The following is a 16,057-nucleotide window of genomic DNA, read 5'->3' on the forward strand; positions in this document are numbered from 1 at the left end:
AGCACGTCGTGAGGTTCGAACCCGTCGGCATCGAGATCGAGGTCGACGAGGACCAGACGATCCTGCGGGCAGCGGCCGAGCAGGGCGTGATGCTCATGCACGGCTGCAAGGAGGGACAGTGCGCGTCCTGCAAGTCGTTCGTCCTCGACGGTGAGGACATCGACCTGGACCGCTACTCCACCTTCGCGCTGCCGGAGTACGAGCTGGACGAGGGCTACACGCTGCTCTGCCGGGCGCACGCCTTCGAGGACCTCACCATCGAGCTGCTCAACTACGACGAGGAGATGATCCGGTCCGGGCTGCCGATCCAGGAGCGGACGGTGGAGGTCGTGGCGATCAATCAGGTCACGCACGACCTCCGGCACCTGGTGCTGAAGCTCTCCGATCCCGGCGAGCTGAAGTTCTTCCCGGGCCAGTACGTCGACATCCAGGTACCCGGGTGGGAAGCCACCCGGTCGTTCTCGATGGCCAACACGTCCAGCCGGGAGAGCGGGCAGCTGGAGTTCGTCATCAAGGTCTACTCGGGCGGCCTGTTCTCGGAGTTCCTCGACACCGAGTTACAGGTCGGCCACCGGCTGGAGATCAGCGGGCCGTTCGGGGTGTTCACCCTCCGGGACAACCCGGGTGCCCGGTTGATCTTCGTCGGCGGTGGCGCCGGACTGGCGCCGATCCTGTCGTTGCTGCGGTCGATGGCCGACCGCGGCATCGACCGGCCGGCGGTCTTCTACTACGGCGCCCGTACCCAGGCGGACCTGTGTTTCACCGAGGAGCTGAAGACGCTGGAGGAACGGTTGCCACAGTTCCGCTTCGTACCAGCTCTCTCCGAAGACGAGTGGGACGGCGAGAACGGGCTGATCACCGACGTGGTCAGCCGGCTCGAGCCCGAGCTGTCCGGGGCCGACGCGTACGTGTGCGGTCCGCCACCGATGGTCGAGGCGGCACTCCCGCTGCTCGAACGGCTGGGTGTCGCGACGAAACACATCTATTACGACAAGTTCACCACGACCGGCGACGCCGGTGACTCGAAGGTGCTGGAGGCAGGAAGCCGATGACCACCACACAGGACTCACCAAAGACTGAACGCAGTGTGCCCAAGCCGGTCTTCACCGACGCCGAGGCCGGCGCCCAGGTGTTCCCGGACTCGACACTCCGGCACTACAACTACTACAAGCCGCAGAAGCGCAAGCAGAGCCACTACGAAGACGTCACCGTCGACGTACAGCCGGACCCGCGGCACTACCTCAGCCAGGGCTGGCTGTACGGGTTCAGCGACGGCCGCGGCGGGTATCCGCTGGACTGGACCGCGTTGAAGGCGTGGGGTTCGGACAAGCCCAGCCCGGAGCGCGGACCGGGCACCGGCGGGCTGTTCGTGAAGGACTGGCCGGCCACCGGCTGGCACGAGTTCCGCGACCCGAACGAGGAGTGGGAGCTCACGCTCTACCGCTACAACTCCAACGTCGTCCGGCAGGTCACCCAGAACGTCGAGGCCGCCAAGCAGTCGAAGGCCTTCGAGCAGTGGAACACCAACTGGGTCCGCTTCGTCGAGCACCACATCGGCGCCTGGATGCACGTCGACCACGGCCTCGGCCTGTACCTGTACGCGAACGCCAACCGGCGGGCGCCGACGAACATGCACAACAACGCGATCTCGGTGAACAGCATGCACCGGATCCGGTCGGCCCAGGACCTCGCGCTCTACAACCTCACGCTGTCCGAGGAGATCGAGGGGTTCGACGGCAGTGCGCACCTGGACACCTGGAACAACGACCCGGCCTGGCAGGGCGTCCGCGACGTCGCCGAGCAGCTGACCGGGATCGACGACTGGTGCGAGGCGATCTTCGCCGCGAACATCGTCTTCGAGCCGCTCGTCGGAGAGCTGTTCCGCAGCCAGCTGGTCCAGCAGGCGGCCCCGCGCAACGGTGACTTCGTCACCCCGACGGTCGTCGGCGCGGCGGAGTACGACTTCGCCGAGCGCGACCTGCGCTACAGCACGGCGATGTTCGAGCTGCTCACGAACGACAAGGAGTTCGCGGACCACAACAAGGCGATCCTGTCCGACTGGATGGCGAACTGGACCACGAAGTCGCTCGAGGCGGCCCGGAAGCTGCAGCCGCTCTGGTCGCAGCCGGACGCCAAACCACCGCGGTTCGAGGACGGTCTCGATCGCGTCAAGAACCGGTTCAGCGGCATCGTCACCTCGCTGGGCCTCGAGGTACCGAAGGAGTTGGCACAGTGACCACGCTCAGGGCAGTCGTCGAGAGCCCGTTCAAGTCGGACAACACCGCGTCCAACAAGTGCGGCGTCACGCTGATGAACAACCAGGTCGGCGCGATCGTCGCCGAGGTGATGACCGGTGTGCCGAACGTGACCGTGACGCACCTGCCGTCGATGATCCGGGTCGACGCGGTCGGCCGGATGGACTTCGTCTACGACGACATCTCCGAGGCGCTCGGCGAGGAGCCCGGGTTCTTCGACCAGGCCGAGTTCGAGGAGAACATGTCCACCCACTACGGGCGGATGGTCCACCTCGACGACCGGACCATCATGTTCGCCAACCCCGAGGACGCCGCCGAGTACATCGGCTTCGACCTGACCGCATCCAGCTGAGACAGGGGGTCTTTTCGTGTACGAGAAGAACGGTGAGAAGTACTTCGTGGTCGACAGCCACATGCACATGTGGAAGGCCGGCCCGGACAACTGGGTGAAGGGTGCGGAGCAGTACGCGAAGGGCTGGATCGAGTGCTTCCACGCGTACCAGAGCCTCGGCCCGAAGGAGACCCACTGGACCATCGAGAAGTTCATGAGCTACACCCAGGACGACCTGATGAAGGACGTCTTCGAGGACGGCTACGTGGACGTCGCGATCTTCCAGCCGACGTACCTGAAGGAGTGGTACACGGAGGGTTTCAACACCACCGAGCAGAACGCCAACCTCGGCGAGAAGCATCCGGGGATGTTCGTGATGAACACCCGGTTCGACCCGCGGGACGGTGACGCCGGGCTGGAAGAGCTGGCGGCCAACGTCGACCGGTACGGCTCGAAGGGCGTCAAGCTCTACACGGCCGAGTGGAACGCCGGTTCCCGTGGGTACAAGCTCACCGACCCGGCCGCGTACACGTTCCTGGCGAAGGCGCAGGAGCTCGGGATCAAGAACATCCACGTCCACAAGGGCCCAACGATCTGGCCGCTGGACAAGGACGCGTTCGACGTCTCCGATGTCGACCACGCCGCGACGGACTTCCCTGAGCTCAACTTCATCGTCGAGCACGTCGGCCTGCCGCGGATCGAGGACTTCTGCTTCATGGCTACGCAGGAGCCCAACGTGTACGCCGGTCTGTCGGTCGTCATCGGCGGTCTGATGCACGCCCGGCCGCAGTTCTTCGCCAAGGTGATGGGCGAGCTGCTGTTCTGGGTCGGCGAGGACAAGATGACGTTCGGCAGCGACTACGGCATCTGGGAACCGAAGTGGCAGATCGAGGGCTTCGTGGACTGGGAGTTCCCGGACCAGCCGGAGTTCGCGGACTTCCCGCGGCTCGGGGTCGAGGGCAAGAAGAAGATCCTCGGGCTGAACGCAGCCAAGCTGTACGACATCAAGGTGCCGGACGAGCTCCAACTCAAGGAGGCCGAGCCGGCCGCGCAGGACGACGCGAAGCTGGTCACCCAGTAATGACAGCAGTCGCTACCGAACGGCGGTCCAGGGTCCTTGCGGCCCTGGACCACGTCCGCGATCCCGAGCTGGACGAACCGATCACCACGCTCGGGTTCGTGGCGTCGTGCCATGTGTCGGCGGCGGGCGACGTGGCCGTCCGGCTCCGGTTGCCGACGTACTTCTGTGCGGCCAACTTCGCCTTCCTGATGGTCGCCGACGCGTACGACGTGATCGCCGCGCTGCCCGAAGTACGAAACGTGGACGTCGTCCTCGACGATCACTTCGCGGGCGCCCAGATCAATGCCGGGGTCGCGGCCCGGGCGGGGTTCGTCGCCTCGTTCGACGGTGAGGCCGCCGACGAGCTGGACGAACTGCGGCGGACCTTCGTGACCAAGGCGATGCTGGCCGGCACCGATCAGGTGTGCCGGCCATTACTTGCTTCCGGCACCAGTCCGGCCGACCTGGCCGGCCTGACCCTTGGCGACGTACCGCCGTCGGCCGAACTCGACCGGCTGCTGCGTCGCCGGTCGGAACTCGGCCTGCCGACGGACGCCGCCGCGCCGCTGCTCGTCGACCCAGGCGACGGTACGGCGATCTCCGGGCCCGGAGCACCGAAGTACCTGGGGATGGCTCGCCTCACCCGGACCGGGATCGAGGCCAACACCGGTATCTGCAGGGGAATGCTGAGGCACCGGTACGCCGAGACCGGTGCAGGCGAGGAGGAGCAGCGATGAAGGCCGTTCGACTGCACGGGTACCACCAGCAGCCAGTCGTCGAGGACGTACCGGAACCGGTCGTCAAGGGACCGCTGGACGTGGTCATCAAGATCGGCGGCGCCGGCGTGTGCCGCACCGACCTGCACATCATCGAGGGCCAGTGGGACGCGGCGATGCATCCGACGCTGCCGTACACGATCGGCCACGAGAACGCCGGCTGGGTGCACGAGATCGGCTCCGCCGTGACGAATGTCCAGGTCGGCGACACGGTCATCCTGCACCCGACACCGACCTGCGGGCTCTGCCAGGCCTGCCGGGCCGGCGACGACATGCATTGCTCCAACAGCTCGTTCCCGGGGCTCGACAGCGATGGGGGGATGGCGGAGTACCTCCTCACCTCCGCACGCGCCTGCGTGAAGCTGGACCCGAGCACCCGGCCGCAGGACGTGGCGGCGCTGGCCGACGCCGGCATCACGGCGTACCACGCGGTCCGCAAGGCGATCCCGCTGCTGCCACCCGGTACGACGGCCGTGGTGATCGGCGCAGGCGGTCTCGGCCACATCGGGGTCCAGTGCCTGTCCGCCCTGACCGCGACCAGGATCATCGTCGTCGACCGCAACCCCGAGGCACTGAAGCTGGCCGAACAGCTCGGCGCGGACGTCACAGTAGTTGCTGACGGCAAGCAGGTTGAGACCGTGCTCGAGCTCACCGGCGGTATCGGCGCGCACGTCGTACTGGACTTCGTCGCCGAGCAGGGCGCCGAGCAGGACGGGTTCGCGATGACGGCGCCGGGCGGTTCGTACTTCGTCATCGGGTACGGCGGCCAGGTCCAGATCCCGACCCTGGACATCATCTCGACCGAGCGGAACATCATCGGGAACATCGTCGGCACGTTCAACGAGCTGGCCGAGCTGATGGCGCTGGCCGAGGCCAGCAAGGTCACGTTGCACACCCGGACCTATCCACTCGACGCGGCCGCCGACGCGGTCGCCGATCTCGACGCCGGCCGGGTCCGCGGCCGCGCAATTCTCGTTCCGTAACACGACCATTCCGGTCCCTTCCTCCTCGCCTTTCCTTTCTTCTTTCCTTCCTTTTCATCCACCCAAGACCATGACCGGAGGGTCAACATGGCCAAGGAACTGCGATTCGGAAAAACTGCCCGCGACCTGTTGCTGGCGGGTGTGGACCAGTTGGCGGACGCGGTGAAGTCGACGCTGGGCCCGAAGGGGCGCAACGTCATTCTGGAGAAGATCACCGGATCGCCGGTGGTCACCAACGACGGCGTCACGATCGCCCGCGAGATCTTCCTCAAGGACCAGTTCGAGAACATGGGCGCGCAACTGGTCAAGGAAGCCGCGATCAAGACCAACGACATCGTCGGCGACGGCACCACCACCGCGACCGTGATCGCCCAGGCGATCATCCGCGAGGGGATGGCCGCGATCGGCACCGGTGGGAACCCCGTCCTGGTGAAACGGGGAATCGACCTGGCCGTCGGCAAGCTGGTGGCGCGGCTGCGTGAGGTCGCCCATCCGGTCGCCACCGAGGAGGACTTCGCCCGGGTGGCGGCGATCTCGGCCAACGACGACGACCTGGTCGGCGCCGCGATCGCGAAGGCGCTGTTCACGATCGGCGACGGCGGGATCGTCACGGTCGAGGAGTCCGCCATCCACGGCATGGGCGTCGACTTCGTCGAGGGATTCGAGTTCGACAACGGCTACCTGTCGCCGTACATGGTGACGGATCCGGGCAGCCTGCAGGCCAACCTCGACGACCCGTACATCCTCTTGTGCAGCGAGAAGATCACCAAGGTTCAGGAGATCATGCCGCTGCTGGACAAGATCATGCGCGAGCCGCGGCCGCTGGTGATCATCGCCGAGAACCTCGAAGGTACGGCGCTCAGCATGCTGGTGCACAACCACGTCAACGGGTTGTTCCAGTGCGTGGCCGTGCGGGCACCGGGGTTCGGTGACCGGCGGTTGCACAAGCTGGAGGACATCGCGGCGATCACCGGTGGCGCTGTCTACAGCCGGCACTCGGGGTTCAGCCTCGAGACGATGACCGTGGACCAGCTGGGCCGCGCGGACCAGGTCCGCGTGAACGCCGACCGTACCGCGATCGTCGCGTCGGGCGGGCGCGAGCAGCAGGTGGCGTTCCGGATCGCGCAGTTGCGCGCGGAGCTGGAGCGCGCGACCTTCGGTGTGGATGAGGACGTGCTCACCGAGCGGATCGGTTCGCTGTCCGGCAAGGTCGCGGTCATCCGGGTCGGCGCACCGACGCCGGCCGAGCTGAAGGAGCTCCAGCACCGGGTCGAGGACGCCTTGTCGGCGACCCGGGCCGCGATGGCCGAAGGCATCGTCGCCGGCGGAGGGATGGCGCTACTCCATGCCGCGCCGGCACTCGACGAGCTGGATGTGAAGGGTGACTACGCGACCGGGGTCGAGATCGTCCGGCGCGCTCTCCGCGAGCCGGCGTACCTGATCGCGACGAACGCGGGGTACTCCGGCGCCGAGGTGCTGGAACGTACTTCGCAGATGGGGGTCGACGAGGGATTCGACGCCCTTGAGGGCGTGTACGGCAACATGCTCGTGATGGGCATCATCGACCCGCTTCGGGTCGCCCGCTCGGCGCTGCAGAACGGCGCCTCGGTCGCCGGGCTGCTGCTCACGACCAACACGCTGATCGCTGAGGAACAGACCCCCTGGGGTGGCAGCGCGGCCTTGATGACGGAGTACGGCGCGCTGGACGAGGGACTGCACCAACCGTCCCCCGACCCGAGCACGCCGCAGTCGCTGGGCCTGGGCCCCTCCGTCGGTTAACTGCAGATCGGGACTCTGGCGAGCTGTCGCCAGAGTCCCGAGCGCGTTTAGGTGAAGATGCTGACGCCGCCGGGGCCGACGAGCAGGCCGATGATGATCAGGGCCGCGCCCCACATCACCTGGCCGCGGAACAACGAAACGATTCCGGACACGACGAGGATCACCGCGATGATCCACAGGATGAATGCCATGCTTCCCTCTCCTCTGTGGGCCGGGCAGTCACCCGGCACGATGTCTTCCCCGTTCGTCTGATCCGGTGCCCGGGCCGTCGGCAGGCAAACCCTTTACAGAGCAGGCGAAACGGTCGTATGAAACAATCAGGTCGATGCCTCAGACATTGCGCCACCTGCTGCCCGAAGCTCTTCTGACTCGATCTCTCGACGTGCCAACGGCCGAGGCCTGGGACGGCGTACCGGCGAGCGACCGTACGGCGATCCTCGAGGATGCCGAGGAACAGCTGGCGACTCCGTGGCCGGTCCTGTTGGCCAGTGACTACGCGCGGTTCCATCGTGACGGCGATCGCGACAGCTACGAGACGCCGTACTTCGCGCGTCGACGGCGGATCGTGATCGGCGCGCTCGCGGCTCTGCTGACCGGCGAGCAGCGCTGGGTCGCGGATGTCGTGGACGGCGTATGGCTGGTCTGCGACGAGGCGAACTGGGCGGTGCCGGCTCACGCGAGCTCGGCACACGCGCGCAGTGAGGCGCTGCCGCGGCCGGGCGATCGCGACCTCGACCTGTTCTGCGCCGAGACCGGCAGTTTGCTCGCCTGGGTCGACGCTCTGCTCGGGCCGGCGCTTGATCCGAGCACCCGAGTCCGGATCGCGACCGAGGTCGACCGCCGGGTACTGACGCCGTTCCTGGAGATCCGCGACTGGCACTGGCTGACCGGGTTCACGAACAACTGGAACCCGTGGATCCACTCCAACGTGACCGCGTGCGCGCTCCTGCTCGAACCTGATCCGGCCCGACGGGCGAAGATCGTGTCGCTCGTGGTCGACGGACTCGACGTCTTCCTCGACTCCTATCCCGACGACGGCGGCTGCGACGAAGGAGCGTCGTACTGGACCAGAGCCGGCGGCGCGGTCGGGGATGCTCTTGCGCTCTTGTACGACGCCTCCGCCGGAGAGCTAGACGGGTTCGGTCATCCCAAGCTGCGGGCGATCACGTCGTACCTGCCGGCGATGCACATCGATGGCCGGTGGTACGTCAACTTCGCGGACTGCCCGGCGCAGCTGGACGACCCGTCGGTCGCGTACCCGCTGTACCGGCTGGGCGTGCACACCGACGAGCCGTCCGCACGTCAGCACGCCCGTGCGATCAGGCGGCGCGACGACCCGCTGGTGCCCCGGATCCCGTCGATGTTCCGGATGGTCGGAATGCTGCTAGAGCAGGGCTTGCGGGCCGACGAGGAGCCTGTCCAGGTCCAAGACACTTGGCTGCCGGACACCGAAGTACTCGTGGCGCGATCGGACCGTTTGCTGGTCGCGCTCAAGGGCGGGCACAACGCCGAGTCGCACAACCACAACGACGTCGGTTCGTTCATCGTCGCCGTCGACGGCGTACCGCGGGTTGTCGATCTGGGTGTCGGCACCTACACCAAGCAGACGTTCTCGGCCGACCGCTACCAGATCTTCACGATGCAGAGCGACTACCACAATCTGCCGAAGATCAACGGGCAGTCGCAACTGGCGGGCCGCGAGTACCACGCGACCGACATGTCCGCCGAGCTCGGCGACGCGCAGGCCAGTTGCCAGGTCGACCTGGCGGCTGCCTATCCGGCCGACATCCGTTCTTGGCGCCGCGGCCTGATCCTGAACCGAACCTCTGAGCTCCTTGAGGTCACCGACTCGTGGGAGCTGCAGGACACCCCGCAATCCCTGGTCTGGCACCTGATCATCAACGGTCCAGTCACCGCCGGGAATGGCACGGTCGAAGTCGATGGGCTGACGATTTCGTACGACGGTCTAGAGCTCACGGTGGAACCGCTCCCCCTCAGCGACCCCCGCCTGCTCGCCATCTGGGGCAACCACCTCACCCGCCTGGTCCTGTCCGCCCAAACACCGACCCCAACCGGCACCACAACCATGACCTTCGCCCCGTCGATTGCCCCGTAGCCCTTGGTGCCAGCGGTCAGTTACATTTCGTAACGACCGGGCGATGGGAGCGGGCGATGGCTGCAGATACGGGGCAGGCTCCGGAAGGCTGGGTGCCGGTTGAGCATCGGTGGCTGGGGCTCGATCGGCGGACGTTCGCGGCAGGGTTCACTGCGCTCGCCGTGGCGTTGCTGCTGATCTACGGATTCCAGGGGCTGAACGCGGCGATCCCATGGCACAACGAGATCCGGGCCGGGCAGGTGCTGGACCTCGGTGACGGAGCGACCGCCGTGCCGCCGGTGGGCTGGCAGCTGGAGCACGGGACGTTGACCGGCGGGGCGGGCGCGGCCCCGACGAGCCTGCAGATCCTGCTGGCCTCCGGCGGCGCGACGATCGAGATCGACGGGACGACGTACGACGGGAGCGCGGACGCGTTTCTCGATCAGGTGCTGCGATCTGAGGGTGACACGGCGAACGTCAGCGGGTCCCGCGGTTCATTGACCACCGACTCGGGGCTGGTCGGCGTGGTCGAGAGCAGCACCGGGCCGAGCGGCGACGCGATCGACGTCGCGTTCAAGATGGCCGTGGGTACGACGGAATCGGTCGACGCGGCGCCTGCCCTGCTGGTCCGGGTGCGTACTGCGGCGGGACAGTTCGAGCGATATCAGGACGAGGTCGCCGCCTTGCTCCGGAGCATCACACCGGGGGCGACGCGATGACCGTCGTACCGGAGGAGAAGCTCGCGCAGCGGCAGGCGATCGTGGAGTCCGGCTGGGGTTGGCCGTACCGGTTCCTTCAGCCGCACAACGTCGCCTTCTGGGTCTACCTGCTCGGCGTCGGCGGCGGCGCGTTGACGATGCTGCGGTACTTCGGCCAAGCCGCCTCGTTCTACACGCCGGCGCTCGCGGGTGGCGTCGTACTGTTCGCGCTGTACCTCGTGCCGTGGCTGCTGCTTCTGCGTCATCACAACCGGTTCACCAAGCAACCGGCCGGGCTGCTCGCGACCGGATTCATCTGGGGCGGCGTGGCCGCCACCTTCTGGATCGCGCTGCCAGCGAACACCGCGCTGCTCTCGATCTGGGCCAAGATCGGCGGTACGTCGTTCGCCGCCGACTGGGGCGCCGGCCTGACCGCGCCGATCAACGAGGAATGGGGCAAGGCGCTCGGACTCGTGCTACTGATCGGCCTGGCTCCACGACTGGTGCGCAGCGCGTACGACGGCTTCATCATCGGCGCGTTCATCGGTCTGGGCTTCCAGGTGTTCGAGGACCTGCTCTACGTCTACAACGGCGCGACGCAGCTGTACGGCGTGGACCAGCTGGGCTCCTCGCTGCGCGTGTTCGTCACCCGCGGCGCGGCCGGGATCGTCTCGCACGCGCTGTTCAGCGCGATCTTCTGCGCCGGCCTGATGTGGGTCCTCGGCCGAAGCGGTGAGCGGAAGGTCCTCCGCGGCGTGCTGACCATGCTGATGGCGATGTTCTTCCACTTCGCCTGGGACGACATGGGCGGCCTCGCCGGCGGCAGCTGGCTGATCGCGGTGCTGCCGTTCGCGATCGCCGTCATCGAGCTGGTGGCGCTCTTCTACGTCCTCCGGCACGCCGCACGGCAGGAGCGATTCTGGATGCGAGAGCTGCTCGGCCCGGAAGTCACAGCTGGCGTCATCGACCCAGCGCTGCTCGACGCGGTCAGTGGTCTGCGGAAGGACCGGAAGAAGTACCGCAAGCACCTGCACAGCCGATCCAAGGCCCGCCATCTCCTCGAGGCGGCTGGTGACCTCGCCGAGGAGATCGCCCGGGCCGGCGGTGCGGACTCCCCCGGCGTCGCCCACGCCCGTGCGGAACTCCTCCGCGTGAGGTGAGTTCCTGACCGTCGGTGATCAGAGCTGCTGTCTTTTTTGCAGGTTTGATCAGATTTCTCTTGCCGTGACCTGCCCGCGCAGGGTGAGATGAACAGATGACACAGACGCGGGCCGCTGGGGCGGTGGAGGGGCAGGAGTTCTCGTACCGCCCGTTGATCTGGCTGGCGGTCGCGACGTTCTCGATGGGGATCGACGGCTACGTGCTGGCCGGCCTGCTGCCGCAGATCGCCGGCGACCTGCACGTCACCGCTGCCGCCGCCGGCCAGTTGATGTCTGTGTTCGCGTTCACCGCGGCGCTCGCCGGTCCCGTGCTCGGGACGCTGACGTCACGCTGGGAACGCCGTACGACGATCGGCCTCGCGCTGGGCGTGTTCGTCCTCGGCAACCTGATCGTCGGGCTCGCGCAGAACTATCCGATGGCACTCGGCGGCCGGGTCATCGCAGCGCTCGGCGGCAGCCTGCTGAACGCGGCCGTCATCGCGTACGCGCTCGCGCTGACCCCGATCGCGCACCACGGCAAGGCGTTGTCGTTCGTCCTCGGCGGATGGATGACCGCTACCGCTCTCGGCGTACCGGTCGGGCTGGTGATCGGTCAGTCGAGCTGGCGGTTCCCGATGATCATGGTCGCCGTGGTTGGCACGATCGCCCTGGTGGGCATCCTGCTCAGGCTCCCCCAGCTGCATCTCCCCGGCGGATCACTCGTCGAACGGCTGCGCCCACTCGGTCAGCCGCGCCTGCTCGCCGGTCTGCTCGTGACGACCGGCATCCTCTGCAGCAGCTACGCCTGCTTCACCTACGCGACCCTGATCCTCGGACCGCACTTCCACGCCAAGTGGGCGATCATCGTGATCATGTTCGGGTACGGCGTCGCGAGCATGGCCGGCAACGCGGTCACCGGGCGGCTGGTGGACAAGTTCAGCGCGATCCGGGTGCTGACCGTCGTACTCATCGGGCTGTTGCTGAACGCGGTCTTCGGTCTGGTCGCACTGATGTTCGCCCCGGCCGCGGTGGCAGCCGTCTGGGGTCTGATCTGGTTCTTCTCCGCAGGCGTCGGCAATGGTGGCGGAGCCGTTCCACAACAGGCGCGGCTCGCCTCGATGGCACCGGACTCGGCGGCGATCGTGATGGCTCTCAACGGCAGCGCGATCTCGCTCGGCTCGGCCCTCGGGAGTGGTCTGGGTGGTGTGGCTCTGACCGCGGGGTCGTCGCCCAACGGGCTGCTTGGGGTGTCGGCGGGCATCTTGGTGATCACCGTCGTACTGCACTGGATCGTGTCCCGGTCGAAGCCGGCCGTGGTCGCATGACGCTCCGGATCGTGCTGGCGGCGACGCCTTCGTTCCGGGAGATGGTGTTCGCGGCTTCGAGCGTGGAGCGGCTGGGGGCGCTCGGGCAGGTCGTCGTACTGGATGATCCTGGGGATGCCGAGGCGCTGAAGGCGGCGTTGCCCGGGGCCGACGTACTGATCACGTCGTGGGGTGCTGCGCCGTTGACCTCGGAGGTGCTGGACCACGCGGATCGGCTGCGGCTGATCGCGCACAGTGCTTCGTCGGTGAAGCATTTCGTCACCGACGAGGTGTTCCGGCGTGGGCTGCGGATCACTCAGGCCGGGCAGGCGATGGCGCAGCCGGTGGCCGAGGTGTCGCTCGCGTTCACGTTGAGTCTGCTGCACCGGATCCAGCGCTTCGACCGCCAGATGCACGCCGGCGCATGGCGGGATGATGCACCTCCGCAGCACAGTCTCCCGTCGTCGCGGATCGGGGTGGTCGGGGCGTCGCGGACCGGTGTCGAGTACATCCGGATGGTGGTCGCGCTCGGTGCCTCGGTGGTCGTGTACGACCCTTATCTGACCGACGATCGCGCTGCCCAACTCGGCGTACGGCGGGTTGACCTGGACGAACTCCTCCGCACCAGCCGGGTCGTCGCCCTGCACGCACCGACGCTGCCCGAAACCCACCAGATGATCGGCGCCCGCGAACTCGCGCTCATGCCCGACGGCTCATCCCTCGTCAACACCGCCCGCTCCTGGCTGATCGACTCCACCGCGCTCCTCGCAGAGCTCCAGTCGGGCCGACTCGACGCGGCGTTGGATGTCTTCGACGAGGAGCCGCTCCCGGCCGACAGCCCGTACCGCGGCCTCCCGAACGTACTGCTGACCCCGCACCAAGCCGCGGCGACCGTCGAGTGTTACCTCGAGATGGGCGACATCACCGCCACCGAGATCGAACGCTTCGCGGCCGGCGAGCCGCTCGAGTACGAGCTCACCCAGGCCGCGCTCGCCCGCATGGGGTAGCTCAGCAGACGGTGGTTGAGGCCGTCTGGACGGCCTCGCGGTGGAGGCGGTCCAGGTGGTGGCGGATGTCGCCGGTCGTGGTGGAGACGGCGAGCGAAATGGTGCAGCGGAGGCCGGTTTGGCGGAGGTGGTCGACGTGGACCAGCTCGGTCAGGAGTTGGGTGGTGAGGGCGTCGAGCTTCTCGCGGATGACGTTGAGGTCGGGGCCCGAGGTGGGCGCCTTGTCCGGGTGGGCGGCCCAGTACGCGAGCAGTCCGCGCTGGACGACCTTGCTCGCGTCGATCTGCGCCTGGAAGAAGTCCGCGGTCGAATCCGGGTCGATGCCCAGCTGTACCGCGGACTGACGGACCGAGTCCAGGATCTGCTGCTCGCGGACCGGGTCGTCGACCGGCTTGCCGCTGAAGTACTTCGACGCGGCCACGTCGTCACCGATCACGATCCGCTGGATCATCAACTCGGTCAGCCCGTCGAACGTCGGCACCCGACTCCCGGCAGCCTCGTGCACAACCCCGCTGTGCACGAACCCGCCGGTCGACGTCGCGCTGGCAGTAGGCGCCAGGAACGCCGACACGCCGACCGTCGCCACAACTCCAGTGATCAGCTTCCGAAGCACGCTGTTCCACCCTCTCCACCCGACTGTCCTGAACGGCAGGTGACTGTACGCGGTCTCACGGTCACTTCGGCCACGGTGAAAATGACCCATCCGGCGTCCGCGCGGCCCCGAAGTACCCATGTCAGCGACCGGCGACTGTCTGAAGGTGAACTACCGTGTACCAAATCGACTCGCGAACTGACCGTGACTGAACCCACCGCACTTCCTTGGCCCGCCGGATCGCCTGGTCGATCCGGTGCGATCACCGACGGCGACTTGCTGGCGCTGACCGCCGGCGGCGACACGGCCGCGTTCAGCGCGCTGTACGACCGGGTCAGCCCCTGGGTCTTCGGTCTGGTACGCCGGATCCTGCGCAACCCCGCTCAGTCGGAGGAGGTGACGCAGGAGGTGATGATCGACGTCTGGCGGACCGCGACGCGGTACGACGCCGACCGCGGCTCGGCGCACTCATGGATCCTCACCATCGCGCACCGCCGGGCGGTCGACCGGGTCCGCTCCGAGCAGTCGTCGGCGGACCGGACCGAGCTGGTCGGCACCCGGTCCGTCGAGGTCGACTTCGATCAGGTCGCCGACACGGTCAGCACCCGCCTCGAGGCCGAGCAGGTACGACGCTGTCTCGGCACACTGACCGAGCTCCAGCGCGAGTCGATCGAGCTCGCGTACTACAACGGCTACACCTACCCCGAGGTCGCGCAGCGGCTCGGGGCCAAGCTTCCGACCATCAAGGCGAGAATGCGCGACGGACTGATCCGGCTCCGCGACTGCCTGGGAACCACGAAGGGGCAGTCATGACGGAACCCGACGTGCACACGCTCACCGGCCCGTATGTCCTCGACGCCCTGCCCGAGGACGAACGCGTCCGCTTCGAAGCGCACCTCACCGAGTGCACCTTCTGCTCCACCGAGGTCGCCGAACTGCGCACCGCCGCGGTCAAGCTCGCCACCCAGGTCTCCACCCCACCGCCGCCCGCCCTCAAGGCAAACGTGATGGCCGCCATCAACGACGTACGGCAACTGCCCCCGCAGGTCCCCGTCGTCGAACCGGGTCCGAGGGTACGGCGCTTCACTCGACGCTCGGTGCTGACCCTGGCCGCGGCTGCTCTTGCCGTGGCGGCAGCCGGTGGCGTCGCGGTCGACCAGTACCGGGACCGAACGGCCGCAGAGCACGCCAACCAGCAAATGGCCGCCGTACTGGCCCAGCCCGACGCACGCACCGTTCACGGCACGGTCGAAGGCGGCGGCCAGGCCACGGTCGTCCTGTCCACGAAGGCCGACAAGTCGGTCGTCGTACTACGAGACCTGCCGAAACTGCCCGCGGACCACACCTGGCAGCTGTGGATGATGGACCCGGCGAACAAGGCGACCTCGCTCGGCCTGACCGACGGCGACCTCACCCGGGTGATCAACGGCTCCACCACCGGAATGGCAACCTTCGGCCTCACCATCGAACCCACCGGCGGCTCCCCCACCCCAACCCTCCCACCCGCCGCCCTGGTCCCGTTGACCTAGTAGCCTCCCGCGCATGGAGGAGGCGGCTGCGGACGTGCGGGCTCGGGTGCGGGAGAGCTTTGAGCGGCAAGGGTTGATGGAGCATCTCGGCGCGCGGATCTCGCACATCGGGCCGGGTGAGGTGCACATCGTGCTGCCGAGTCGGCCGGAGGTCACGCAGCAGCACGGGTACTTCCATGCGGGCGCGACCAGTTCGATCGCGGACAGCGCCGGTGGGTACGCCGCCTTCACACTGTTTCCTGAGGGTACGTCGGTACTCACGGTCGAGTTCAAGATCAATCTGCTCGCGCCGGCCGAGGGCGAGCGGCTCGAGGCGGTCGGCACGGTGATCAAGCCCGGCCGGACGCTGACGATCTGCCGGCTCGAGGTTTTCGCCGTCGCGGGCGACCGCCGGACGCTGGTCGCCGTCGGTCAGCAGACCCTGATCCAGGTCGAGGCCCGGCCCGAGCGCTGAAAACTTGTTCTCATCGCAGCGATGAGTTCGCCCCTTGCCGCTGGTCTGTACAGGT

Annotated in this window: 17 protein-coding genes; 15 read left to right on the forward strand and 2 right to left on the reverse strand. The window is 67.4% G+C overall.

What is annotated here, in order from left to right:
• Positions 1-8: 8 nt before the first annotated feature.
• The 7 genes from EV650_RS16765 (at position 9) to groL (ending at position 7,184) form a co-directional block, all read left to right on the forward strand.
• A complete protein-coding gene (locus EV650_RS16765) occupies positions 9-1,052 on the forward strand; it encodes an FAD-binding oxidoreductase (RefSeq protein ID WP_202874565.1) in 1,044 nt (347 codons plus the stop codon).
• Positions 1,049-2,236: a ferritin family protein gene (locus tag EV650_RS16770; RefSeq protein WP_134119673.1), complete on the forward strand. Its 1,188-nt coding sequence runs from the start codon at positions 1,049-1,051 to the stop codon at positions 2,234-2,236. Before EV650_RS16765 ends, EV650_RS16770 begins: the two co-directional genes overlap by 4 nt.
• Positions 2,233-2,607 carry a propane 2-monooxygenase effector subunit MimD gene (mimD, locus tag EV650_RS16775; RefSeq protein WP_134119674.1) on the forward strand — a complete coding sequence of 125 codons (375 nt, stop codon included), beginning with the start codon at positions 2,233-2,235 and terminating at the stop codon, positions 2,605-2,607. Before EV650_RS16770 ends, mimD begins: the two co-directional genes overlap by 4 nt.
• 16 nt (positions 2,608-2,623) lie before the next feature.
• The gene (locus tag EV650_RS16780; protein WP_134119675.1) at positions 2,624-3,667 is read left to right on the forward strand and encodes an amidohydrolase family protein; all 1,044 of its coding nucleotides are present in this window, start codon (positions 2,624-2,626) and stop codon (positions 3,665-3,667) included.
• Positions 3,667-4,383 (forward strand): iron-sulfur cluster assembly protein, encoded by a 717-nt coding sequence (locus EV650_RS16785; protein ID WP_134119676.1) that lies wholly within the window; start codon positions 3,667-3,669, stop codon positions 4,381-4,383. Before EV650_RS16780 ends, EV650_RS16785 begins: the two co-directional genes overlap by 1 nt.
• Complete coding sequence (locus EV650_RS16790; protein ID WP_134119677.1) at positions 4,380-5,405, forward strand: NAD(P)-dependent alcohol dehydrogenase; 1,026 nt, start codon at positions 4,380-4,382, stop codon at positions 5,403-5,405. Before EV650_RS16785 ends, EV650_RS16790 begins: the two co-directional genes overlap by 4 nt.
• Before the next feature lie 87 nt (positions 5,406-5,492).
• The gene (groL, locus tag EV650_RS16795; protein ID WP_134119678.1) at positions 5,493-7,184 is read left to right on the forward strand and encodes a chaperonin GroEL; all 1,692 of its coding nucleotides are present in this window, start codon (positions 5,493-5,495) and stop codon (positions 7,182-7,184) included.
• Positions 7,185-7,231: 47 nt separating this feature from the next.
• Here the strand turns inward: groL and EV650_RS40385 are convergent, their stop codons facing one another.
• A complete protein-coding gene (locus EV650_RS40385) occupies positions 7,232-7,375 on the reverse strand; it encodes a GPGG-motif small membrane protein (RefSeq protein WP_166678160.1) in 144 nt (47 codons plus the stop codon).
• Between the two features lie 134 nt (positions 7,376-7,509).
• Here EV650_RS40385 and EV650_RS16800 point away from each other — a divergent pair, with 134 nt between their 5' ends.
• From EV650_RS16800 to EV650_RS16820, 5 genes are all read left to right on the forward strand, one after another.
• The gene (locus tag EV650_RS16800) at positions 7,510-9,300 is read left to right on the forward strand and encodes a heparinase II/III domain-containing protein (RefSeq protein ID WP_134119679.1); all 1,791 of its coding nucleotides are present in this window, start codon (positions 7,510-7,512) and stop codon (positions 9,298-9,300) included.
• Between the two features lie 56 nt (positions 9,301-9,356).
• A complete protein-coding gene (locus tag EV650_RS16805) occupies positions 9,357-9,998 on the forward strand; it encodes a hypothetical protein (protein WP_134119680.1) in 642 nt (213 codons plus the stop codon).
• Positions 9,995-11,137 carry a PrsW family intramembrane metalloprotease gene (locus tag EV650_RS16810; RefSeq protein ID WP_134119681.1) on the forward strand — a complete coding sequence of 381 codons (1,143 nt, stop codon included), beginning with the start codon at positions 9,995-9,997 and terminating at the stop codon, positions 11,135-11,137. Before EV650_RS16805 ends, EV650_RS16810 begins: the two co-directional genes overlap by 4 nt.
• A gap of 95 nt (positions 11,138-11,232) precedes the next feature.
• Positions 11,233-12,441 (forward strand): MFS transporter, encoded by a 1,209-nt coding sequence (locus EV650_RS16815; RefSeq protein WP_134119682.1) that lies wholly within the window; start codon positions 11,233-11,235, stop codon positions 12,439-12,441.
• On the forward strand, positions 12,438-13,427 hold the full coding sequence (locus EV650_RS16820) for a hydroxyacid dehydrogenase (protein ID WP_134119683.1): 990 nt from the start codon (positions 12,438-12,440) through the stop codon (positions 13,425-13,427). Before EV650_RS16815 ends, EV650_RS16820 begins: the two co-directional genes overlap by 4 nt.
• 1 nt (position 13,428) lies before the next feature.
• On the opposite strand, the gene aroQ is transcribed toward EV650_RS16820, so the two are convergent.
• Entirely contained in the window at positions 13,429-14,040 is a 612-nt protein-coding gene (gene aroQ / locus EV650_RS16825; protein WP_166678161.1) for a gamma subclass chorismate mutase AroQ, read from the reverse strand.
• A gap of 183 nt (positions 14,041-14,223) precedes the next feature.
• Between aroQ and sigK the strand changes: the two genes are divergently transcribed.
• Genes sigK through EV650_RS16840 form a run of 3 tightly spaced genes read left to right on the forward strand, consistent with a single transcriptional unit; the run spans position 14,224 to position 16,002 of the window.
• The gene (gene sigK, locus EV650_RS16830) at positions 14,224-14,832 is read left to right on the forward strand and encodes an ECF RNA polymerase sigma factor SigK (protein WP_238174232.1); all 609 of its coding nucleotides are present in this window, start codon (positions 14,224-14,226) and stop codon (positions 14,830-14,832) included.
• Positions 14,829-15,548, forward strand: coding sequence for an anti-sigma factor (locus EV650_RS16835; protein ID WP_134119686.1), 720 nt, complete (start codon positions 14,829-14,831; stop codon positions 15,546-15,548). Before sigK ends, EV650_RS16835 begins: the two co-directional genes overlap by 4 nt.
• Before the next feature lie 13 nt (positions 15,549-15,561).
• Positions 15,562-16,002 (forward strand): PaaI family thioesterase, encoded by a 441-nt coding sequence (locus tag EV650_RS16840; RefSeq protein ID WP_134119687.1) that lies wholly within the window; start codon positions 15,562-15,564, stop codon positions 16,000-16,002.
• Positions 16,003-16,057: the final 55 nt, after the last annotated feature.

It is taken from the genome of Kribbella kalugense, assembly GCF_004365875.1.
In the GTDB taxonomy this organism is placed as follows: Bacteria; Actinomycetota; Actinomycetes; order Propionibacteriales; family Kribbellaceae; genus Kribbella; species Kribbella kalugense.